19 protein-coding genes are annotated in these 21,310 nt (G+C 68.1%); 8 read left to right on the forward strand and 11 right to left on the reverse strand.

What is annotated here, in order from left to right; genetic code table 11:
• The first annotated feature begins 17 nt into the window (after positions 1-17).
• A complete protein-coding gene (locus NBE95_RS16830; protein ID WP_289895384.1) occupies positions 18-2,312 on the forward strand; it encodes a glycosyl hydrolase family 28-related protein in 2,295 nt (764 codons plus the stop codon).
• Between the two features lie 42 nt (positions 2,313-2,354).
• Here NBE95_RS16830 and NBE95_RS16835 read toward each other — a convergent pair whose 3' ends face one another.
• The 8 genes from NBE95_RS16835 to NBE95_RS16870 form a co-directional block, all read right to left on the reverse strand.
• On the reverse strand, positions 2,355-2,840 hold the full coding sequence (locus NBE95_RS16835) for a pyridoxamine 5'-phosphate oxidase family protein (RefSeq protein ID WP_289895385.1): 486 nt from the start codon (positions 2,838-2,840) through the stop codon (positions 2,355-2,357).
• Positions 2,841-2,900: 60 nt separating this feature from the next.
• Positions 2,901-3,914, reverse strand: coding sequence for an oligopeptide/dipeptide ABC transporter ATP-binding protein (locus NBE95_RS16840; protein WP_289895386.1), 1,014 nt, complete (start codon positions 3,912-3,914; stop codon positions 2,901-2,903).
• Positions 3,911-4,966 carry an oligopeptide/dipeptide ABC transporter ATP-binding protein gene (locus tag NBE95_RS16845; protein ID WP_289895387.1) on the reverse strand — a complete coding sequence of 352 codons (1,056 nt, stop codon included), beginning with the start codon at positions 4,964-4,966 and terminating at the stop codon, positions 3,911-3,913. The genes NBE95_RS16840 and NBE95_RS16845 overlap by 4 nt, the downstream gene beginning before the upstream one ends.
• A gap of 1 nt (position 4,967) precedes the next feature.
• A complete protein-coding gene (locus tag NBE95_RS16850; protein WP_289895388.1) occupies positions 4,968-5,891 on the reverse strand; it encodes an ABC transporter permease subunit in 924 nt (307 codons plus the stop codon).
• 3 nt (positions 5,892-5,894) lie between these two features.
• The gene (gene oppB / locus NBE95_RS16855) at positions 5,895-6,812 is read right to left on the reverse strand and encodes an oligopeptide ABC transporter permease OppB (protein ID WP_289895389.1); all 918 of its coding nucleotides are present in this window, start codon (positions 6,810-6,812) and stop codon (positions 5,895-5,897) included.
• 66 nt (positions 6,813-6,878) lie between these two features.
• Complete coding sequence (locus NBE95_RS16860; RefSeq protein ID WP_289895390.1) at positions 6,879-8,483, reverse strand: peptide ABC transporter substrate-binding protein; 1,605 nt, start codon at positions 8,481-8,483, stop codon at positions 6,879-6,881.
• Positions 8,480-8,791 carry a hypothetical protein gene (locus NBE95_RS16865; protein ID WP_289895391.1) on the reverse strand — a complete coding sequence of 104 codons (312 nt, stop codon included), beginning with the start codon at positions 8,789-8,791 and terminating at the stop codon, positions 8,480-8,482. Before NBE95_RS16865 ends, NBE95_RS16860 begins: the two co-directional genes overlap by 4 nt.
• The gene (locus NBE95_RS16870) at positions 8,788-10,143 is read right to left on the reverse strand and encodes an IS1380-like element ISPme1 family transposase (protein ID WP_012112698.1); all 1,356 of its coding nucleotides are present in this window, start codon (positions 10,141-10,143) and stop codon (positions 8,788-8,790) included. The genes NBE95_RS16865 and NBE95_RS16870 overlap by 4 nt, the downstream gene beginning before the upstream one ends.
• Before the next feature lie 155 nt (positions 10,144-10,298).
• Between NBE95_RS16870 and cobU the strand changes: the two genes are divergently transcribed.
• The 5 genes from cobU to NBE95_RS16895 all read left to right on the forward strand — a co-directional run bounded on the left by cobU (position 10,299) and on the right by NBE95_RS16895 (position 15,265).
• Positions 10,299-10,832, forward strand: coding sequence for a bifunctional adenosylcobinamide kinase/adenosylcobinamide-phosphate guanylyltransferase (gene cobU, locus NBE95_RS16875; RefSeq protein ID WP_289895392.1), 534 nt, complete (start codon positions 10,299-10,301; stop codon positions 10,830-10,832).
• Positions 10,829-11,785, forward strand: a complete 957-nt coding sequence (cobT, locus tag NBE95_RS16880) for a nicotinate-nucleotide--dimethylbenzimidazole phosphoribosyltransferase (protein ID WP_289895393.1) — start codon at positions 10,829-10,831, stop codon at positions 11,783-11,785. Before cobU ends, cobT begins: the two co-directional genes overlap by 4 nt.
• Positions 11,778-12,554, forward strand: coding sequence for an adenosylcobinamide-GDP ribazoletransferase (gene cobS / locus NBE95_RS16885; protein ID WP_289895394.1), 777 nt, complete (start codon positions 11,778-11,780; stop codon positions 12,552-12,554). Before cobT ends, cobS begins: the two co-directional genes overlap by 8 nt.
• Positions 12,555-12,668: 114 nt before the next feature.
• On the forward strand, positions 12,669-13,292 hold the full coding sequence (locus tag NBE95_RS16890) for a TRAP transporter small permease subunit (RefSeq protein ID WP_019351383.1): 624 nt from the start codon (positions 12,669-12,671) through the stop codon (positions 13,290-13,292).
• Positions 13,289-15,265 (forward strand): TRAP transporter large permease subunit, encoded by a 1,977-nt coding sequence (locus NBE95_RS16895; protein ID WP_289895395.1) that lies wholly within the window; start codon positions 13,289-13,291, stop codon positions 15,263-15,265. Before NBE95_RS16890 ends, NBE95_RS16895 begins: the two co-directional genes overlap by 4 nt.
• Before the next feature lie 103 nt (positions 15,266-15,368).
• Here NBE95_RS16895 and NBE95_RS16900 read toward each other — a convergent pair whose 3' ends face one another.
• Positions 15,369-16,493, reverse strand: a complete 1,125-nt coding sequence (locus tag NBE95_RS16900) for a TRAP transporter substrate-binding protein (RefSeq protein WP_289895396.1) — start codon at positions 16,491-16,493, stop codon at positions 15,369-15,371.
• 240 nt (positions 16,494-16,733) lie between these two features.
• On the opposite strand from NBE95_RS16900, the gene nrdR reads away from it, so the two are divergent.
• Both nrdR and ribD read left to right on the forward strand, forming a co-directional pair.
• Positions 16,734-17,198: a transcriptional regulator NrdR gene (nrdR, locus tag NBE95_RS16905; RefSeq protein WP_289895397.1), complete on the forward strand. Its 465-nt coding sequence runs from the start codon at positions 16,734-16,736 to the stop codon at positions 17,196-17,198.
• 14 nt (positions 17,199-17,212) lie between these two features.
• Positions 17,213-18,190: a bifunctional diaminohydroxyphosphoribosylaminopyrimidine deaminase/5-amino-6-(5-phosphoribosylamino)uracil reductase RibD gene (ribD, locus tag NBE95_RS16910; protein WP_289895954.1), complete on the forward strand. Its 978-nt coding sequence runs from the start codon at positions 17,213-17,215 to the stop codon at positions 18,188-18,190.
• Here the strand turns inward: ribD and NBE95_RS16915 are convergent.
• Both NBE95_RS16915 and NBE95_RS16920 read right to left on the reverse strand, forming a co-directional pair.
• Positions 18,187-20,181 (reverse strand): capsular polysaccharide biosynthesis protein, encoded by a 1,995-nt coding sequence (locus NBE95_RS16915; protein ID WP_289895398.1) that lies wholly within the window; start codon positions 20,179-20,181, stop codon positions 18,187-18,189. The genes ribD and NBE95_RS16915 overlap by 4 nt on opposite strands.
• A gap of 5 nt (positions 20,182-20,186) precedes the next feature.
• A complete protein-coding gene (locus NBE95_RS16920) occupies positions 20,187-21,293 on the reverse strand; it encodes a polysaccharide biosynthesis/export family protein (RefSeq protein WP_289895399.1) in 1,107 nt (368 codons plus the stop codon).
• Positions 21,294-21,310: the final 17 nt, after the last annotated feature.

Below are 21,310 nucleotides of genomic sequence, written 5' to 3' on the forward strand. Positions count from 1 at the left end.
AATAGGGAGAAATTGGCATGACCATTGCGATTATCGGCAACCAGTCGTTGATGCCGCGCGCCTTCCGGCTGGGCCTGAATCAGTGGTCCCAGAGCGATGGCCGGGCCGGGTCTCCGACCTGGGCGGGGGCGGCGAATGCGGCGATCGTCCCGGCGGACGAGGATTTCGGCAGTTGCCTCGAGATCCTTAAGATTCAGACGGTGACCTCGATCCGCTACATGCGGCGCACGCCGATCAATCCGGGCAGCTATCTGCGCATTTCGGCCCGGGTGAAGGCCATCGCCGGCAACCTGCCGCAGGTGCGCATCGCGGCCTTCGCCGGCAATGCCGCGGGCGAGAATGTCGCGGGCATGACGCAGGTGGGCCCGGCGGTGGCGCTGCCGGGCTATGGCCAGGTGGTCGAGGTTTCGGCCATCGTCGGCTCGGGCCGGCGCGAGGGCGTGGACATGCCCTGGGGGCGCAACGCCGCCTTCGGCCATTTCGGTCTGGATCTGACCGGCGACAACAACGGCTCGATCCGAATCGAAAGCGTGGCGATCGAGGATGTGACGGCGGCCTTCGTGCCGGGGATGTTGGACTGGGTGGACGTGCGCGATTTCGGCGCCGTCGGCAACGGCGTGGCCGACGACCGGGCCGCCTTCCTGGCCGCCGATCAGGCGGCTGCCGGGCGCGGCGTGCTGGTTCCGGAGGGCAGTTATTTCATCGGCTCGGACCTGAGCATCGCCTCGCCCATCCGCTTTACCGGCACGCTGCGCATGCCTCGCGCGGCCCGGCTGGCGCTGACGCGCAGCTTCGATTTTCCCAGCTACGCCTCGGCCTTCGGCGACGAGACCGAGGGGCTGAAGCGTGCCCTGCAGGCGCTGCTGGGTTTCACCGACCATGCGGTGCTGGACCTGTGCGGCCGGGTCGTGCACCTGGCCGAGCCGATCACCATCGCCGGGGCGGTCCCGGGCATGACCAGCTTTGCCAATCGCCGGGTGATCGCCAACGGCCAGATCAGCATCACCCCCGGCCCGGCCTGGGACACGGCGACCGTCACCTCGGTCGCGACCTACAACCCGAACCAGTCGCTGACCCTGTCCGGCGTCGGCAATGTCGCCAATATCGAGATCGGCTCGCGCGTGGCCGGCAACGGCGTCGGGCGCGAGGTCTATGTCCGCGACAAGAACCTGGCCCAGGGCACGCTGACGCTGTCGAACCCGCTTTACGGCGGGGCGGGGACGCGCAGTTATACCTTCCACCGCTATCGCTACGCCTTCGACTTCGCCGAGATGGAGCAGCTGAGCCGCTTCAACTTCGACGACATCGAGTTCCTGCTGGAGGGCAATGCCAGCGGCGTCATGCTGGCCAAGACCGGCACCATGAACTGTTTCCGCGACTGTTACTTCACCCGGCCGAAGGATCGCGGCATCACCTCGATCGGCTCGGCCTGCCAGGGGATGCTGGTCGACCGCTGCGAATTCCTGTCGAACGAGATGGGCGATCTGGCGCAGAACCGCAGCACCATCGCGCTGAACGTCAACAACAACGACACCAAGATCCGTCACAGCCGCTTCATCCGCTTCGCGCATTTCGCGGTGATGAACGGCGGCGGCCACATGATCGAGGGCAATCACTGGTTCCAGGGCGACAATGCCCAGAACGGCGTGCGCTTCGGCGGGCTGATCCTGACCCAGACCAACGTGCAGGCGACGGTGACCGGCAATTACATCGACAATTGCTCGATCGAATGGACGAACGAGCACGACGCGGCGCCGGATTTCCTGGGCGACGAATATTCCTTTGGCGGGCTGACCATCACCGGCAACACCTTCCTGGCCTCGAACACGACGCTGGGCTTCAACTGGCTGGTGGTCAAGCCCTATGGCAGCGGGCATTTCATCCATGGCCTGGCGGTGATGGGCAATGTGTTCAAGTCGCTGGTGAACAAGATCACCCGCATCGACCGGGTGGACACCACCTTTGCCGACCTGAACTATCAGCGGATGCGCAACATCCAGTTCCAGGGCAACATGTTCAACGGCGTGAACACCTATGTCGCCAATCCGGTGGACATCAGCCACAGCCAGGCCACCGCCGCGAACCGCTGGCTGATCACGGTGGACAAGGCGCTGCCCTTCAACGGCTGGGTGCGCAACGTGCAATCCGTGGTCGCGACCAGCGCCATCACCAATTCGGCCAATACCCGCGTCAGCGAGATGCCCTGGGTGCAGACCCAGCTGGCGGCGAACCAGCGCCAGATCGCGCTGAACTGGAACGCGGCGGTGCGCGGTTCGGTCAGCCTGCGGGCGCGGATGGACAATCCCGACTAGGGTGGGGCCGTTCCGCGATCTTGTTCCAAGGGCCCCGGCGGATCACTCTGCCGGGGGCTTCAGCATGTCGGCGGGCTGCAGCCTGAACGCCTGACCGAAGCCGGCATTCAGCAGGCCCGACAGCGGCTCGATGCGCCAGAAGCGGAAATCGGGCAGGTCGAGATAGACCCCGGCCTTGGGATCGCGCGCCAGCCACCGCGCCCGGCGCGCCTCGTCCGCCGGGACGGGCAGGGCGCGGCCCAGGATCGACAGCCGGGCATGGGTCATGGCGTCGCCCTTGGCCGGCTCGGCCGCGATCAGCAGCCCGGCGCGCGGATCGGCGGCCAGCGCACGCGTATGCGCCGCCAACCCCGAGAGCAGCGCCAGCGGCGCGCCATCCGCATCGGTCTGCAAGGCGATGCGGGTGACCAGCGGCACGCCCGTTCCGGGGTCCAGCGTGCCAAGGCCGGCATGGCGCGCACCCGCGAGCAATTGCCGGGCCAGGGCGCGGGCCTCGTCGGTGGTGTCGCGAATCGGGTCCATCCTCATGGCGCCATGCTGCGCCGGTCCCGAGCCGGCCAGCAAGCGGATCTGTGACCGGATGATTGGTCAGGCACTTGTCGCCAGTTCCTCGGGGCGCAGCGCGCCGGGAAAATGGCAGGCGGTCAGGTGGCCGTCGCCCAAGAGCGCCGGCCGCTCGGCGGCGCAGAGGGCTTGCGCGCGCGGGCAGCGGGTGCGGAACACGCAGCCCGAGGGCGGGTTCATCGGCGAGGGCAGCTCGCCCCGCAATGGGATCATCCGCTTGTCGCGTTCCAGCTCCGGGTCGGGGACCGGCACGGCCGAAAGCAGTGCCTGCGTATAGGGGTGCTGCGGATCGGCATAGAGCGCTTGCGACCCGGCCAGCTCCATCACCCGGCCCAGATACATCACCAGCACCCGGTCGCTGATATGCTTCACCACCGACAGGTCATGGGCGATGAAGATCAGCGCCAGGCCCAGGTCGCGCTGCAGATCGGCCAGCAGGTTGATGACCTGGGCCTGGATCGACACGTCCAGCGCCGAGACCGGCTCGTCGCAGATCACCAGCTTCGGCTCGACGATCAGGGCGCGGGCGATGCCGATGCGCTGGCACTGGCCGCCGCTGAATTCGTGCGGATAGCGGTTGATCTGGTTCGGCAGCAGGCCGACGCGGTCCATCATGTCCTTGACGCGGACCTTGACCTCGGCGCGGCCCAGCCCCTTGCGATGGGTGGTCAGCGGTTCGGCGATGATCTGGCCGACGGTCATGCGCGGGTTCAGGCTGGCCAGCGGATCCTGGAACACCATCTGGATCTGGCTGCGGTATTTCAGCATCTGGCGCGGCGACAGGCCGATCAGGTCGGTGCCGTCCTGCCAGATCACCCGGCCCGTCGCCGGGACAAGGCCGGTCAGCGCCCGCGCCAGCGTCGACTTGCCCGAGCCGGATTCGCCGACGATGCCCAGCGTCTCGCCCGGCATCAGGGTGAAATCCACCCCGCCGACGGCATGCAGCAGCCGCGGCTTGGCCCAGGGCAGGGCGCCTTGCGCGGGAAGCTGGAAGCTGACGCGCAGGTCTCGCGCCTCGATCAGCGGCTTGGCGGTCATGGCTTGGCCTCCTGAAGCGTCCCGGTCGGCGGCTCGTCCTGATCGGCGGCGGCGGGCTCGGGCAGGGCGGGCTGCGGGGCATGGCCGGCGCGCACCGTGGCCAGGCTGGCATGGCAGGCCCGCTCGCGCCCCGGTGCGAAGGGGTCGAGCGGCGGCATGGTCTCGCAGACCGGCATGGCATAGGCGCAGCGCGGCGCGAAGGGACAGCCGGGCGGCGGGTTGGTCATGTTGGGCGGGCTGCCGGGAATCGCGGTCAGCCGCTCGCCCTTCTGGTCCACGCGCGGGATCGCCGCCAGCAGGCCCTGGGTATAGGGATGCGCGGGATCGGCGAAGATCGACCCGACCGGCGCGCGCTCCATCACCCGGCCGCCATACATGACCATCACCCGCTCGCAAGCGCCGGCGACCACGCCGAGGTCATGGGTGATCAGGATCATCGCCATGCCGAATTCGCGCTGCAGATCGGCCAGCAGCTCCATGATCTGCGCCTGCACGGTCACGTCCAGCGCCGTGGTCGGCTCGTCGGCGATCAGCAGGTCGGGGCGGCAGAGCAGCGCCATGGCGATCATCACCCGCTGGCGCATGCCGCCGGAAAACTCGTGCGGGTGAAGCCGGATGCGGGCGCGCGCGTCGGGGATCTTGACCGCGTCGAGCATCCGTGCCGCCTCGGCCACGGCCTCGCGCTTGCCCATACCCTTGTGCAGCATCAAGACCTCGGCCATCTGGTCCGAGACGCGCATATAGGGATTCAGGCTGGTCATCGGGTCCTGGAACACCATGGCGATGCGGCGGGCGCGGATCCGGTTCAGCGCCTTGGGCGCGGCATTCAGGATCTCGGTGCCGTCGAAGCGGACCGAACCCGTGGCGCGGCCATTCCTGGCCAGCAGGCCCATGACGGCGAAGGCGAGCTGCGATTTGCCCGAGCCGCTTTCGCCGACAATGCCCAGGGTCTGGCCCTTGGCCACATCGAGGTCGATGCCGTTCACGGCCGAGACCTCGCCGTCGGTGGTGGCGAAGCGCACGTTCAGGTCGCGGATTTCCAGCAGGGCCATGTCAGCGATCCTTCGGGTCCAGCGCATCGCGCAAGCCGTCGCCGACGAAGAAGAAGGCGAACAGCGTGATGCAGAAGAAGAACAGCGGAAAGGCCAGCTGCCAAAGCGTGCCGTAGTTCATCGTCCCCGCGCCCTCGGAGATCAGCGCGCCCCAGGAGGTCAGCGGTTCCTGCACGCCGAGGCCGAGGAAGCTGATGAAGCTTTCCGACAGGATCATCAGCGGCACCAGCAGCGTCGCATAGACCGCGACCACGCCCATGAGGTTCGGCACGATATGGCGCAGGACGATCCGCCAGGCCGGAACGCCGGTGGCGCGCGCCGCCTCGATGAACTCGCGGTTCTTCAGGCTCAGGGTCTGGCCGCGCACGATGCGGGACATGTCCAGCCAGGAAATCAGGCCGATGCCCAGGAACAGCATGGACATCGAACGGCCGAAGACCACCAGCAGCAGGATCAGCACGAACATGTAGGGGATCGACATCAGCACGTCGACCGCGCGCATCATGATGCCGTCGGTGCGCCCGCCGACATAGCCGGCGGTGGCGCCGTAAAGCGTGCCCACGACCACCGCGATGCCGGCGCCGATCAGTCCGACCATCAGGCTGACCTGCGTGCCCTGCACGGTGCGCGAGAACAGGTCGCGGCCCAGATCGTCGGTGCCGAAATAATGCCCGTTCGACCAGCTCGGCGCGCCAAGCTGCGCGGCCTGGCCCATGATCGCGAAGTCCATCTCCTCGTTCGACCAGGCGGCCAGCTGGTTGCCGAAGATCGCGAACAGCCCGACCAGGACCAGCACCACCAGGCTGACCATGGCGGCCTTGTTGCGGCGAAACCGGCGGCGGGCATCGGCCCAGGGGCTGCGGCCCCTGACCTCGGGCTCGGCCAGGCGGGCGGCCAGCGATTGCATCTGACGGCTGTCGATCATGGCTCAGTACCGGATCTTCGGGTCGATCCAGGCGTAGAGCACATCGACCACGAGGCTGAAAAGGATGGTCAGCGCCCCGACGAGGATGGTGATCCCCATCATCACCGCATAGTCGCGGTTCAGCGCCGAATCGACGAAGCTGCGGCCGATGCCGCCGGTCGAGAAATACATGTCGATCACCACCGAGCCGGTGATCATGGTGACGAAGGCCGGGCCAAGATAGCTGATGACCGGCAGCATGGCCGGCTTCAGCGCATGGCGCAGGATCACCGCGCGCTCGGGCAGGCCCTTGGCGCGGGCGGTGCGGATGTGGTTCGAGCCCAGCACCTCGAGCATCGAGCTGCGGGTGATGCGGGCGATCGAGGCCATGAAATGCGTGGCCAGCGCCACCACCGGCATGATCCAGTACACCGGCCCGCCCCAGCCGCCGCCGGGCAGCCAGCCCAGCCACAGGGTGAAAACCAGCACCAGCAGCGGCGCCATGACGAAGTTCGGCAGCACCTGCGCGCCGATCGAGACGCCGACGGCCAGGTAGTCCATCCAGCTGTTCTGCCGGATCGCCGCCGCCACGCCAAGGCCGACGCCGACCCCGACCGCGACGACGAAGGCGATGCCGCCATAGGTCAGCGTCACCGGGAAGCCGGCGGCGATGATCTGGTTCACGGAACGGTCGGGATAGACGAAGCTGGGTCCGAAGTCGAAATGCGCCACGATCCCCCAGACATAGTTGACGATCTGCCGCCACAGCGGCTCGTCGAGCCCGTATTTCGCGTTCAGGTTGGCCAGCACCTGCGGCGGCAGGGCGCGTTCCTGCGTGAAGGGGCCGCCGGGGGCGGCATGCATCAGCAGGAAGGAGACGACGATCAGCAGCAGCAGCGTCGGAATGGCGACCGCGAGCCGCCGGAGGATGAAGCCGAACATGCGCAGGTTCCCAAGGACAGGTGCCGGACAGGATCGGAGGGGCGGCCGCGCGGCCGCCCCCGGATCTTACTTCTGGATGCGGTAGATGTCCTTGGCATACCAGTCGTTCATCACGTTCTCGGTCGGCAGGCCCTTGATGTCGTCGCGGATCATGTCGACCTTGGAATACTGGTAGACCGGGACCAGCGGCATGTCCTGGGCCAGGATCTTCTCGGCCGCGGTGTATTGCACGTTGGGATCGTCCGAGGTCTTGGACTGGTCCATCAGCTTGTCGAATTCGGGGTTGGAATACTTGCCGTAATTCATCCCGGTCGACCGGAAATAATCGAGGAAGGTCGAGGCCTCGTTATAGTCGGCGCACCAGGCATAGCGGGCCATCTCGAAATCCTGCGACTGCATGCGGTCGGTATGCACCTTCCATTCCACGTTGTTCAGGGTCAGCTCGACGCCGATCTGCTTGTAGAACTGCTGCGCGGCGATGGCGATCTTCTTGTGGTTCTCGTCGGTGTTGTATTGCAGGGTCAGTTTCAGCGGCTTGTCGGGGCCGTAGCCGGCCTCGGCCAGCAGCGCCTTGGCCTTTTCCAGCCGCTCGGCCTGGGTCCAGGCGGCATAGTCGATCTCGGGCATCTGGAAGCCCTCGATGGCCCAATGCGTCCAGTTATAGGCGGGCTTCTGGCCGCCCTGCAGGATCTGGTTCACCACCACGTCGCGCTGCATGGCATAGCTCAGCGCCTGGCGCACCCGCACGTCCTTCAGCGCCTCGGGGCCCTTGTCGCTGACATTGAACAGATAGGCATAGGTGCAGGAATAGGGGATCGAGACCGCCTGGTCGGGGAATTCCTTCTCCAGCCGCGGATATTGCCCGGCCGGGATCTGCACCCGGTCCAGCTCTCCGGCCTGATAGCGGGTCAGGGCGACGTTGTTGTCGTTCACCGTCAGGCCCTTGATGTGCTCCATGATCACATTGCCGGCGTCCCAGTATTCCGGGTTCTTGTCCATGCTGATCTGCACGCCCAGGTCGTGGCTTTTCAGCACATAGGCGCCGTTGCCGACCAGCTTGCCGGCTTCGGTCCAGTTGTCGCCCTCGGCTTCGACCACCTTCTGGTTGACCGGGAAGGTCGAGGCATGCGTGACCATCTTGGGGAAATAGGGCGTCGGCGTGGTCAGCCTGACCTCCAGCGTGTGGTCGTCGACGGCCTTGACGCCCAGCTCCTCGGGCTGCTTCTCGCCCTTGACCACCGCCGTGGCGTTCTCGACGTTCATCAGCTCCATGAACCAGGCATATTCGCTGGCGGTGGCCGGATCGGCCAGCCGCCGCCAGCTATAGACGAAATCGCCGGCCGTGACCGGGTCGCCGTTCGACCATTTCGCCTCGGGGCGCAGGTGGAAGGTATAGGTCCGCTTGTCCTCGGACAGGTCGAACGAGGAGGCGACGCCGGGGACCGGCGCGCCCTTCTCATCCTCGTTCAGCAGGCCCTCGAAGAGCTGGCGGATGATGTCCGAGCCCTCGACATCGGTGTTCTTCTGCGGATCGGCGGTCTTGATCGCGTCCAGAAGCCAGAAGGTATAGGACTGGTTCTCGGCCAGCTTCTCGCCCTCGGCGGGCTTGGCGGCCAGCGCGGGCAGGGCCATGCCTGCAACCAGCGCGGTGGTCAGGAACAGACGGGTCATGGGGCACCTCTCTGATGGTTCATGGCGCGGTTCTTGCTGTATTTGCCGCGCGGATGATCGAAATTGAGCGCAAAACCTGTAAGCCGACATTCCCCAAGTGGCCTGCCGCTTGACTTCAAGATCGCCTGATTTTGCTCGCTGGGCAAGCGTTTTTCGCCCCGAGCGGTGTCTGTCGTCGCGCAAACGGCCGAAGTCGGGTGGATCAAGCCTCGAACCCGCAGCATTCTGGCCCGGCAGAGCCGCTTTTCCGCGCGGCAGACGGACCTGTCCTGCCGCTTTCGTTCAGCTTGGGCATGGATCGTGGTCATGCGCATGACGGAGGCGTTCGAAGACGGCGGATGGCGGCAAGGACGGCCCGCACCATCGGGCCGGTGACGGCGACCTCGGCCAACTGGAAGGTAATGGCGCGGGCGTGGCGGACGACGCGGGCGCCGATCTTGATCAGCTTGAGTTGCAGGCTGGTCAACGACCAGTCCGCCATGGCCTCGGGCAGTTCGATGCAGCGCAGGAAGGTTGCCAGGTTGTAGGCCAGCGCGTGCAGTTGCAGCCGCACCTCGTTGTGCCGGAACTTCCGGCATGACAGCCGCGTCCAGCGAAAGGCATATTTGCCTTCCTTGATGTGCTGCTCTGCGGTGCCGCGCTGGTTGTAGAACCTCACCACCCAGTCTGGCTCCATCGGCAGGTTGGTGACGATGAAGCCGACTTTGGGGAACAGCTCGCCCGGATGCCATTCGATCTTGGCGATGACGCGGCGCGGCTTGTCCCAGGACGCCGCCTGATACTCGAAGTCCTCGAAGAACCGTTTGACCTTGGTCAGCGAAGGCCGTCCCACGGGCCGTGTCAGCCGATGCGCGATCTTCTCGCGCAAGACGGCGTTGGCGGGCAGACGGATGGCGTAGAAGAACCTGGCTTCTTCCAGCCGCATATAGATCGCGGGGATCGCGTAGGCAGCGTCGGCCCGGAAGAAGCGTCCACCAAGGTCGCGGCCAGCATATCGGGCAATGACGGGATCAAGGACATCCCGCCAGCCATCGGCGCTGTGGACATTGCCGTTACGCAGGGCGCAGCGCTCCAGCATGCCAAACTGGTTGAACAAGAAGATGGGGTGATAGCAGGTGCAGTCGAAATGCCCGTTCCAGGCAGCACCTTCCTGATCGCCGTGGGTGGGGCTGACCGAGCTGTCCATGTCCAGCACGATGTATTTCAACCCGTTGCGGTCATGAAACCGGTCGATCCATTGGCCGTTCAGATCGGCCAGCGCCGCCCGGTTCGCGGCCAGAGCCAGCGTCTCGGTCTCGAACCGTCCCATCTGCGATGCCGAAGCAGCTTGCGCCTCGACGGCCCTGCCGCCAACGACCTGACGCATCACGGGATCGAGGGCCAAGCGGTCGGCATCGTTCACATCCTCGTATCCGGCCAGTCGTCCGAACACCGATTGCCGGAACAATCCGTCAAGCCGATGGAGCGTGTTCTTCCCGGTGCGGCTGTCTCGCAGCGCCTCCGACGCCAGATTGGACAGGCCGAGCACGTCATCAAGCTCGCGCATCACCAGCAGGCCACCGTCTGAACTGATCTGCGCACCACGGAACTCCAGACGCACACGGCGGTCGAAATCAACCCGATCTCCCCGCGCCAAGCCCGCACCCTCCAGGTGATCCATGAAACGCGCCCCTCGCAGCCGTCAACGCCATGATTTATATGCGAAATATCACGATTACGACAGCGAAATCAGCGACTTACTTGGAGAATGTGGGGTAAGACAGCAAGAAAGATTTCCGGCTTTCGCAGCGCCCGCCCATGTGAAACAACACGGACATGAGCAACGTTCCGCGCATCACCATGGTTACCGGCGGCGCCCGTTCGGGCAAGTCCGCATTGGCCGAATCCATCGCCGCCCGTCATCCGGGCGCGCGGTTCTACATCGCCACGGCCGAGGCCCGGGACGACGAAATGACGCAGCGGATCGGCCGGCACCGCGACCGGCGCGGCCCCGGCTGGCAGACGGTCGAGGAACCGCGCGACCTGGCCCTCGCGCTGTCGCGCACCGACGGGCAGGGGGTGCGGCTGGTCGACTGCCTGACGCTGTGGCTGTCGAACCTGATGGCGGCCGAGGATCGGCCCGGCCCGCGGGTCGGCGCGCTTTGCGAGCTGCTGGCCGCCCAGCAAAGCCCGGTGGTGCTGGTGACGAACGAGCTGGGCCTGGGCATCGTGCCCGAGAATGCGCTTGCCCGCCGCTTCCGGGACGAGCATGGCTGGATGAACCAGGCGGTCGCCGGGGTCGCGGACGAGGTCTGGATGGCCGTCAGCGGCCTGCCGCTCTGCCTGAAACCGCAGAAAGGGACATCTTGAAAGAGTTCGACGAGACCGCCGCCGCCGCCGCCCGCGACCGCCAGGACCAGTTGACCAAGCCCCCCGGCTCGCTGGGCCGGCTCGAGGAGCTGGCGGTGTTCATGGCCGGCTGGCAAGGGCGCGAGCGGCCGGTGATCGCGCGGGCGCAGGCGCTGGTCTTTGCCGGCAATCACGGCGTCACCGCGCAGGGGGTGAACCCGTTCCCGGTCGAGGTCACCGCCCAGATGGTCGCGAATTTCCGCAACGGCGGCGCGGCGATCAACCAGCTTTGCCGGCTGGCCGGCGTCGAGCTGCAGGTGATCGCGCTGGACCTGGACCGCCCCACCGGCGATTTCACCCGGGGCATGGCGATGGAGATCGACGAGCTGGTCGCCGCCATCCAGACCGGCAAGAACGCCGTGGACCCGCAGGCCGACGTGATCCTGCTGGGCGAGATGGGGATCGGCAATTCCACCGTCGCCGCGGCGCTGGCGGCGGCGACCTTCGGCGGCAGCGCCGCGGATTGGGTCGGCCCCGGCACCGGCGCCGATGACGCGGTGCTGGCCCGCAAGATCGCCGCCGTCGAGGCCGGGCTGAAGCGCCACAAGGGCGCGGCCACGGCGGCCTCGATCCTGGGCTCCTATGGCGGGCGCGAGCAGGCGGCGATCTGCGGCGCGGTGATCCGGGCGCGCGAGTTGGGGATCCCGGTGATCCTGGACGGCTTCATCTGCTCGGCGGCGGCGGGCGTGCTGCTGGTGAACGACGAGAATGCGTTGGACCATTGCTTGATCGGCCATGAAAGCGCTGAGCCGGGCCATCGCCGGCTGATCGCGGTGATGCGGAAACAGCCGGTGGTGACGCTGGACATGCGGCTGGGCGAGGGCTCGGGCGCGGCGGTGGCGCTGATGATCCTGCGCGCGGCGCTGGAATGCCACAACGGCATGGCGACCTTTGCCGAGGCCGGGATTGGCTAGGCTTGCGGGTCAGGCGGCGCTGGCGCTGGTCTGGCTGACCCGGCTGCCCGCGGGCCGCTGGCTGCCCGCCAGGCCGCCGACGCTGGCACAGGCGGCCTGGGCCTTTCCGCTGGCCGGGCTGGCCGTCGGACTGGCCGGTGCCGCCGTGCTGGGCCTGGCCGTTGTCGCCGGGCTGCCGGCTTCGGTCGCGGCGCTGCTGGCGGTCGGCGCCACGATTCTGGCCACCGGCGGGCTGCACGAGGACGGGCTGGCCGATTTCGCCGATGGCAGCGGCGGCGCCACGCGCGAGCAGCGGCTGGAGATCATGCGCGATTCCCGCATCGGCAGCTATGGCGTGCTGGCGCTGATCGTGACCCTGGGGCTGCGGGTGGCGGCACTTGCCGCCCTGGCCGTCGAGCCTTGGCTGGCCGCCCTGGCGCTGGCCGGGATCGCCGCCGCCTCGCGCGCCGGAATGGCGGCGGCGCTGGGGCTGATGCCGCCGGCCCGGTCTGACGGGCTGGGCCATGCCGCGGGGCGGCCGCGGCGAGGCAGCGTCGCCGCCGCGCTGGTGCTGGGCGCCGTGGCCCTGCTGGCGCCGGCGCTGCGCCTGCCATATCCGCCTGCGGCCTGGCTTCTGGCGGCGGCGGCCATGGCGGCGGCGCAGCTCTGGCTGGCGCGACGGGCCCTGCGCCGGCTCGGCGGCCAGACCGGCGACGTGCTGGGCGCCATGCAGCAGGCGGGCGAGGTCGCGGGGCTGCTGGCCCTGACCGCACTGCTGCAGGCGCCGTGACGTCTTTTGGCTTTTTCTTGACCGCCTTTAGCGGTTCATTCATACGAAACGGCTACATCAAGGGGGTAAACCCCCTGCTCAAGGGCCATAAGAACATCTGAGGGAGGTTGTCACATGGGTGCCCTGCTGGGGCTTTCTCGCGGCATCGACCGCGTCAACTCGGCGATCGGCCGCAGTGCAAGCTGGTTGATCCTCGTCGCCGTGCTGGTCAGCGCCGGCAACGCGATCATCCGCAAGGTGCTGAACACCTCGTCCAACGCCTGGCTGGAACTGCAATGGTACCTGTACGGCGCCGCCTTTCTCGGCGCCGCGGCCTATACGCTCAAGGAAAACGAGCATATCCGCATCGACATCATCTATGGCATGTGGAAGCGCCGCCGCCAGCACTGGATCGACCTGATCGGGCATGTGTTCTTCCTGATGCCCTTCGTCACGCTGATGATCTGGTATCTTTACCCCTGGGTGCTGCGCTCCTGGCGCAGCGGCGAGGTCTCGACCAATGCCGGCGGGCTGATCCTGTGGCCGGCCAAGATGCTGCTGCTGGTCGGCTTCGTCATGCTGTTCTTCCAGGGCATTTCCGAAATCATCAAGAAGATCGCCGTCATGCGCGGCATCATCGAGGATCCCGCCCCCTTCGTCTCGGCGCATGAGGCCGCGGCCATGGAAGGCGAGGTCATGGTGCGCGAGATGCAGGCCGCGTTCGACGAAGAGACCCAGGGCGAGGAGACCCGCAAATGATGGAATTCATTGCGGTGAACATGGCGCCGATCATGTTCGGCTCGCTGGTGCTGTTTCTGCTTTTCGGCTATCCGGTCGCCTTCGCGCTGGCCGCGAACGGGCTTTTGTTCTTCGTCATCGGCGTGGAACTGGCGCCGCTCTCGGGTGGCAACATCAACCTGAGCTGGCCGCTGCTGAACGCCATGCCCGAACGGTTGTGGGGGGTGATGTCGAACGAGACATTGCTGGCCATTCCCTTCTTCACCTTCATGGGCATCGTGCTGGAGAAATCCGGCATGGCCGAGGATCTGCTGGACACCATCGGCCAGCTGTTCGGCCCGGTCCGCGGCGGTCTGGCCTATGCGGTGATCATCGTCGGCGCGCTGCTGGCGGCGACGACCGGCGTGGTCGCGGCCTCGGTCATCGCCATGGGGCTGATCTCGCTGCCGATCATGCTGCGCTACGGCTATGACCGGCGCATCGCCTCGGGCACCATCGCCGCCTCGGGGACGCTGGCGCAGATCATCCCGCCCTCGCTGGTGCTGATCGTGCTGGCCGACCAGCTCGGCCGCTCGGTCGGCGACATGTACAAGGGCGCGCTGATCCCCGGTCTGGTGCTGACCGGCATCTACCTGTCCTATATCTTCGTGATGACGCTGATCCGGCCGAACAGCCTGCCGGCCCTGCCGAAAGAGGCGCGGACGCTCGGCTCGGGCGTGACCTCGCTGTTCGTGGCGCTGGCGCTGACCCTGGGCCTGGCCTGGCTGACCTTCCGCTGGCTCTACCCGACCCAGGGGCGCGATGCCGACATCCTGGCCCCGGCGCTGGCGGTGATCGTGATCTATGTTCTGGCGCTGCTGGACAAGGCGCTGAAGATCAATCTGATGTCGCGGCTGGCGCAGCAGGTCATCATCGTGCTGATCCCGCCGCTGGCGCTGATCTTCCTGGTGCTGGGCACGATCTTTCTGGGCATCGCCACGCCCACCGAGGGCGGCGCCATGGGCGCGGTCGGCGCGCTGCTGCTGGCCGGGATCAAGGGCCGGCTGAGCTATGACGTGATCCGCCAGGCGCTGCTGGCCACGACGCGGCTGTCGGCCTTCGTCATGTTCATCCTGATCGGGGCGCGGGTGTTCTCGCTGACCTTCTATGGCGTGAACGGGCATGTCTGGGTCGAGCATCTGCTGACCTCGCTGCCGGGCGGCGAGTTCGGCTTCCTGATCGCGGTCTCGGTGCTGGTCTTCCTGCTGGCCTTCTTCCTCGACTTCTTCGAGCTGGCCTTCATCATCGTGCCGCTGCTGGCGCCGGCGGCCGAGGCGATGGGCATCGACCTGATCTGGTTCGGCGTGCTGCTGGGGGTGAACATGCAGACCAGCTTCATGCACCCGCCCTTCGGCTTCTCGCTGTTCTTCCTGCGCTCGGTGGCGCCGAAATCGCCCTATCGCGACAAGGTGACGGGCCGGATGATGCAGCCGGTGACCACCGGGCAGATCTATTGGGGCGCGGTGCCCTATGTCTGCATCCAGATGGTGATGGTGGCGGTGGTCATGCTGTTCCCGGGCCTCGTCATGCATTACAAGGGCGCGCCGATCGACACCTCGAACGTCAAGATCGAGATCCCCTCGGGCGGTGGTCTGGGCGGTCTGGGTGGCCTTGGCGGGCTTGGCGATCCCTTCGGCAAACCCGCCGCGCCGGGTGCGGCGACCGGGACCACCAAGCCCGGCGGCATTCCGGCCCCGGGCGGCTTGGGCGGCGTGCCGGATTTCGGCACCCCGACGACCCCTTCCGCGACTTCGGTCCCCGACACGGCGGCGCCCGGCGGCATTCCGGCGCCTGGCGGCCTGGGCGGCGTGCCGGATTTCGGCACACCCGCCACCCAGGCGGCGCCGGAGGCCGGGGCAGCTCCGGAAGCGGCGGCGCCGGCAGACGGGCTCGGCGGCCCGCTTTCGGGACCGCCGCCGGGTCTGACCGCCCCGGCGCAACCCTCCGGCAACTGACGGGAAAGGCGGCCGCGGGCCGCCTTTTTCCATTGCCGCCCGCGCGACCAGCAAAAAGGGCCGCCGCGATCCCTCGCAGCGGCCCCGGCAGTCCGGTGATGGCTCAGAGCGCGCCGTTGCGCTGCTGGATCATCATGAACGTGTCATAGGTATATTCGGCGGTCTGGTTGTAGAGATACCAATCCGCCCGCGCCACCTTGATCGACTCCCAGATCTTCTTGAAGGCGGCGTTCGAGCCTTCCAGCTCGGCATAGACCTCGTTCGCGGCCTTGGCGCAGGCGTCGAGGATCTCGGCGCTGAACGGCCGCAGCTGGGCGCCCGAGGCCACCAGCTCCTTCAGGGCGATCGGGTTCAGGTGGTCGTATTTCTGCAGCATGTCGGCGTTGGTCGCCTGGCAGGCGCTTTGCAACAACGACTTGTAGCTTGGGGGCAGCCCCTCGTATTTCGCCTTGTTGAAGAAGAAATGCACGGTCGGGCCGCCTTCCCACCAGCCGGGATAGTAGTAATAGGGCGCGACCTTGAAGAAGCCCAGCTTCTGGTCGTCATAGGGGCCGACCCATTCCGAAGCGTCGATGGTGCCCTTTTCCAGCGCCGGGTAGATGTCGCCGCCGGCGATCTGCTGCGGCACCGCGCCCAGCCGTTCCAGCACCTTGCCGGCAAAGCCGCCGACCCGGATCTTCAGGCCCTGCAGATCGGCCACGGTATTGATTTCCTTGCGGAACCAACCACCCATCTGCACGCCGGTATTGCCGCCCGGCAGGCCGAAGATGTTATGCGTGGCCAGGAACTCGTTATACAGGTCGATGCCGCCGCCATGATATTGCCAGGCGTTCATCGCCCGGGCCGACAGCGCGAAGGGCACGGCCGAACCCAAGGCGAAGGTCGGATCCTTGCCCCAGCTGTAATAGCCGACGGTGTGGCAAGCCTCGACCGTGCCGTCGGTGACCGCGTCCTGGGCCTGCAGGCCGGGCACGATCTCGCCGCCGGCGAAGACCTGCAGCTGGAACTTGCCGTCGGTGGCCTCGGACAGGTGTTTCGACAGCACTTCGGCGCCGCCATAGATGGTGTCCAGCGACTTCGGAAAGGCCGAGGTCAGGCGCCATTTCACCTCGGGCATCTCCTGCGCGATGGCGGGCGCGGCCAGCGCCGCGCCGGCGGCCGCCGTGGCGCCGCCAACCGTGGCGCGGGTCAGGAAGGCGCGCCGGTCGAACTGGTTGGTTTTTTTCATGAGTTCCTCCGCATTGATCGGCCGTTTCCCGGCGGCCGACGACCGGAATGTCGCACGGCCCCGCCACCCTGTCGAGACGGCAGCGCCGCTTTCGCCGCCGATCCGGGCCCGACCCGCCAGGTGCCGTTACGTCACCCGGCACGCCGGCATGGCCGATCTTGTGGGTGCATCATCGGGCCTACCCAAGCGATTTGGGCTTGCCTATACTGGCAGCGGTTTGGGGCTTTGGGGGAACAAGGGATGCGCTGTCCGTTCTGCGGAAATGTGGATACCCAGGTCAAGGATTCGCGTCCGGCCGAGGATAACGTGGCCATCCGGCGGCGGCGGTTCTGCCCGGCCTGCGGCGGGCGCTTCACCACCTATGAGCGGGTACAGCTGCGCGACCTGGTGGTGGTCAAGTCCAGCGGCCGGCGCGAGGATTTCGACCGCACCAAGCTGGAGCGCTCGATCCGCATCGCCATGCAGAAGCGGCCGATCGAGCCCGAGCGCATCGACCAGATGATCTCGGGCATCGTGCGGCGGCTGGAAAGCATGGGCGACACCGACATCCCCTCGAAGGTCATCGGCGAGATCGTGATGGAGACGCTGGCCCGGATCGACACCGTGGCCTATGTGCGGTTCGCCAGCGTCTACAAGAATTTCCAGGCGGCGGACGATTTCGACAAGTTCGTCTCGGAACTGCGGCCGGGCGCCGCCGAGGAGTGAGCGACCGGCGCCACATGCGGCACGCGCTGGCACTGGCGCGGCGGGGCCTGGGCAATGTCTGGCCGAATCCGGCGGTGGGCTGCGTGCTGGTCCGCGACGGCATCGTGGTCGGACGCGGCTGGACCCAGCCCGGCGGACGGCCGCATGCCGAGGCGATGGCGCTGGCCCAGGCCGGCGCGGCGGCGCGCGGCGGCACCGCCTATGTCACGCTGGAACCCTGCGCCCATCACGGCAAGACCCCGCCCTGCGCCGAGGCGCTGGTGCGGTCGGGCGTCGTCCGCGTCGTCACCGCCCTGACCGATCCCGACCCGCGCGTCGCCGGGCGCGGCCATGCCATCCTGCGCGCCGCCGGCATCGCGGTGACCGAGGGCATCTGCGAGGCCGAGGCGCGCGATGTCCAGCGCGGCTTCCTCAGCCGCATCCAGCGCGGCCGGCCGATGCTGACGCTGAAACTGGCCACCAGCTTCGACGGCCGCATCGCCACCGCCTCGGGCGAAAGCCAGTGGATCACCGGGCCCGAGGCGCGTCGCCATGTCCATGCGCTGCGCCTGGGCCATGACGCGGTGATGGTCGGCGGCGAGACCGCGCGCGCTGACCGGCCGGGACTGAACGTGCGCGGCTTCGGCCCGGTGCGGCAGCCGGTGCGCATCGTGGTATCGTCGCGCCCCTTGCCCGAACTGCCGGCCGAGGGATCCGAGCATGGCCCGCTCTGGCAGGTCGCGGGCCGGCCCGAGCAGTTCATGGCCGAGCTTGGCGCGCGGGGCCTGACCCGCGTCTTCTGCGAAGGCGGCGGGGTGCTGGCGGCCGGCCTGCTGCGGGCCGGCATGGTCGATCAGCTGATCGGCTACGGTGCCGGCCTGGTGCTGGGCAGCGACGGCCGGGCCGGGATTGCCGCGCTGGGGCTGGAGCGCCTGGCCGAGGCGCCGCGTTTCCACCTGGTCGAGGCGCGGCGGATCGGGCCCGACCTGATGCATCGCTGGCTGCGCGACTAGCGCCGCCAGATCCAGGCATAGCTGCTGAACGCCCCCTGCGCCTTGGCGAGCAACCGCACCGCCGCACCGCCCGCGCCGCCGAACGCCGGATCGCAGAGTCGCGCCACGGCGGTCTCGGGCGGGCAGGGCAGCCCGCTGGCCGGGTCGAAATAGCGCGGATAGGCGATCAGGGCGCAATGCGCCAACGTCGCCAGATCGGCCTGTGCCCGCCGGCGTTCGGGGATCCGGCCCAGATCGCGGGTCAGCCCCCAGCCGGCATAGAAGGGTGCGCCCAGCGTGGTCACCGGCAGGCCGCGCAGCAGGGCCTCGAAGCCCAGGGTCGAGGTCATGGTCCAGACCTGGTCGACCTGCGCCATCAGCGCATCGGCGCCGGCATTGCGGGCAACGACATCGGCAAGGCGCGCCATCTCGGCCTCGGGGATCAGGCCGGGGCGCAGCCCGGCCTCGACATCGGGATGCGGCTTGTAGACCAGCACCGCGTCGGGGTTCTCGGCCCGGGCGCGCTGCAGCAGCGCCAGATTGGTGCGCACCTCCCCGGCGCCGAGGCGGATCGAGGCGTCGTCCTCGACCTGGCCGGGCACCAGGATGCGGTGGCCGGCCGGCAGGGCCGGGGGCGAGCCGGCGAGGTTGTATTTGGTGATGCCGGATTGCGCCAGCAGCCGGGCCAGCCGCATGGCGCGATCGCGCCCGCCGGGCGGCACCGGCTCGGCCATCAGCCGCTCGAAGCGGCTTTCGCGGCCGGGATCGTAATAGATGCCCAGGTCGTCCGCCACCAGTGACAGCGGCGGCACCAGCGCCGCACCCAGGCCGCGCGAGCGGATGAAGCCGTCCTCGATCCGCAGCGCGCCGGGCACTTCGGCGGCGCGGTTGGCCCAGGCGAGCGTGACTTGCGGGTCGGGCTTGGCGACGAAGCGGACGCCCTTGCCGCTGCCGAAGAAGCGCGCGACGAAGGGGCGCTTCCACAGCCGGATGCCATAGGCGCGATGGCCGTCGCGGTCCTGGCGCCAGGCGCGGGCCTCGGCCTCGATCTGGCGCAGCGCGCCCTCGAAATCGGTGAGCCGGTCCAGACAGGGATCGTACCAGACCGGCGCGCGCAGATGGCTGGCCGCGAACAGCGCCTCGACCGGGGCGGGTTCGCGGCGGGGAAAGGCGTGCCGGTCGTCGGACAGGCCCCAGCCGGCATAGAACGGCTGGCCGAAGATGCGGGGGCGGTGGCCGGCCAGGATCGCCTCGTAACCCAGCTGCGAGGACCAGGCATAGACCCGCGCCGCCCCCCGCAGCAGCGCCCAGGGCGAGACGGGCCCGTCGCAGAACCGCTCGCCGGGGCGCAGGTCGGCAGGGCCGACATGGCCGGGGCGCAGGCCGGCGGCGGTTTCGGGATGGCTGCGGACCACCAGCGGCAGGCCGGGATTCTCGTCGCGGGCGGCCTGCAGCATCGCCAGGAAATCCGCGCGCCCCGCCCCCAGCAGCGAAGCATCGCCGCGGGTCTGGTCGATCACCAGGACATAGCCGGACGGCGGCGGCGCGGCCTGCGGCAGATGGGCGTTGTATTTCGACAGATCCGCGGCGATCAGCCGGTCGATGGCGGCGCGCGCGGCCTGTCGCAGCGCCAGGGTGTCGGGATCGCGCACCAGCGTTTCGATCAGCGAGGGCGCGCCGGGGTCGAAATGCAGCCCGATCGGGTCGATCAGCAAGCCGATGGGACCGCGGCTGGCGACCGCGCCGCGGGCGCGGCCGGGCAGGACCGAGCGCAGGAAGGCATCCTCGACATGCACCAGCCGGCCGCCGCGCCGCGCGGCCATGGCCTTGCCGCGCCAGGCGGTCGGGCTGGCGCCCCAGATGCCGACGCAATCCCCCGGGCCGGGAAGGCCCAGGCGCGGCGACCAGCCCGCCAGTTCCAGGATGCGGCGCAGGCGCGGGCGGGTGAAAAAACCGGCATTGAATACGAAAAGCCGCCGGGAATCCCCGGCGGCCTTGGTCTCTGGTTCCATGCGCCTTACCGGAAGGCGCTGTCGGCGGCGCCGACCTCGGTGGCGGTGCCCAGGATGGATTGCAGGGTCTTGCGCCATTGCACGAAGGGCGCCTCGGTCACGTAGACGGTGTCGCTGTCGCGGATGACAAAGTCACGCGCCAGGAACATGCCGTCCGGCTTGGTCAGGTCGAGCACATAGGCGACGCGCTGCGTGCCGTAGATGTCGTTGCGGCCAAGCACGGCGCGGGCGACGGTCTGCGGCTCGTCGCGCAGGACGAAGACGCCCTTCGGATCGGCCAGCTGGGTGCTGAGGCCACCGACCATGGCCACCGCCTCGATGGCGTTGATCTGCTCGTTGCCGAGCGGCACCTTGGTCTGGCCGCCAAGCGCACCCAGCGCGGTGAAGCTGCGCTCGTCCTCCTCGACCAGGATCACGTCGCCGGGACGCAGCGCGATGTCGTTGCGCGCATTGGAATAAAGGTCGCGCAGCCAGACCTTGCCGCTGGAATTGCCGCGCTTCACGGTGACCACCGCGATCTCGGGCTCGATCGAGACGCCGCCGGCCTTCGACAGCATGGCCGAGAGCGAGCGGGTCGGGCGCTCGATCGGATAGACGCCCTGGCCATTGACCTTGCCCATGACCGAGACGGTGGCGCCGTCGCCGGCGACGCGGGTCACCATGACCTGCGGGTCGGGGGTCTGGGTTTCCAGCTTCTGGGTGATGATGCGGCGCAGCTCGTCGGGGCTGTTGCCGGCAGCGCGGATGCGGCCGGCATAGGGCACGAAGATATAACCCTGGCTGTCCACCTGCAGTTCGGTCAGCGCGGTCGAGCTTTGCCCCATCGAGGCCAGCAGCCCGTCATCGACGTTTTCCCAGATCTGCAGGCCCAGCACGTCGCCGGGACGGACCTCGTCGGCGCCCACCTGGCCGGCGGCACGGAAATCGGAGGAGAAGCCGTAGGCGGGGGTGTAGTTCGCCGCCCGGTTCACCCGGTCATCGACATTCACGATATGCGAGCTGCCGCCCTTTTCGACCGAGCCCGAGAGGATCTCGCCCTTGGTGGGACCGGAGCGCGGCAGGCCACAGGCCGAGACCAGAAGCGCCGCCCCGAGAAGCGCGACCTGCGCCATGCGGGTGGCAAAAGAGC

Origin of the sequence: Paracoccus sp. TOH (assembly GCF_030388245.1) — a bacterium.
GTDB lineage: Bacteria > Pseudomonadota > Alphaproteobacteria > Rhodobacterales > Rhodobacteraceae > Paracoccus > Paracoccus simplex.

Coding starts and splice junctions, on each gene's coding strand:
- NBE95_RS16850 (WP_289895388.1), bottom strand. CDS start 5,891: ATGATCGACAGCCGTCAGATGCAATCGCTGGCCGCCCGCCTGGCCGAG.
- NBE95_RS16865 (WP_289895391.1), bottom strand. CDS start 8,791: ATGACCACGATCCATGCCCAAGCTGAACGAAAGCGGCAGGACAGGTCC.
- NBE95_RS16835 (WP_289895385.1), bottom strand. CDS start 2,840: ATGAGGATGGACCCGATTCGCGACACCACCGACGAGGCCCGCGCCCTG.
- cobU (WP_289895392.1), top strand. CDS start 10,299: ATGAGCAACGTTCCGCGCATCACCATGGTTACCGGCGGCGCCCGTTCG.
- NBE95_RS16845 (WP_289895387.1), bottom strand. CDS start 4,966: ATGGCCCTGCTGGAAATCCGCGACCTGAACGTGCGCTTCGCCACCACC.
- oppB (WP_289895389.1), bottom strand. CDS start 6,812: ATGTTCGGCTTCATCCTCCGGCGGCTCGCGGTCGCCATTCCGACGCTG.
- NBE95_RS16860 (WP_289895390.1), bottom strand. CDS start 8,483: ATGACCCGTCTGTTCCTGACCACCGCGCTGGTTGCAGGCATGGCCCTG.
- NBE95_RS16900 (WP_289895396.1), bottom strand. CDS start 16,493: ATGAAAAAAACCAACCAGTTCGACCGGCGCGCCTTCCTGACCCGCGCC.
- NBE95_RS16830 (WP_289895384.1), top strand. CDS start 18: ATGACCATTGCGATTATCGGCAACCAGTCGTTGATGCCGCGCGCCTTC.
- NBE95_RS16895 (WP_289895395.1), top strand. CDS start 13,289: ATGATGGAATTCATTGCGGTGAACATGGCGCCGATCATGTTCGGCTCG.
- nrdR (WP_289895397.1), top strand. CDS start 16,734: ATGCGCTGTCCGTTCTGCGGAAATGTGGATACCCAGGTCAAGGATTCG.
- ribD (WP_289895954.1), top strand. CDS start 17,213: ATGCGGCACGCGCTGGCACTGGCGCGGCGGGGCCTGGGCAATGTCTGG.
- NBE95_RS16840 (WP_289895386.1), bottom strand. CDS start 3,914: ATGACCGCCAAGCCGCTGATCGAGGCGCGAGACCTGCGCGTCAGCTTC.
- NBE95_RS16920 (WP_289895399.1), bottom strand. CDS start 21,293: ATGGCGCAGGTCGCGCTTCTCGGGGCGGCGCTTCTGGTCTCGGCCTGT.
- NBE95_RS16870 (WP_012112698.1), bottom strand. CDS start 10,143: ATGGATCACCTGGAGGGTGCGGGCTTGGCGCGGGGAGATCGGGTTGAT.
- NBE95_RS16915 (WP_289895398.1), bottom strand. CDS start 20,181: ATGGAACCAGAGACCAAGGCCGCCGGGGATTCCCGGCGGCTTTTCGTA.
- NBE95_RS16890 (WP_019351383.1), top strand. CDS start 12,669: ATGGGTGCCCTGCTGGGGCTTTCTCGCGGCATCGACCGCGTCAACTCG.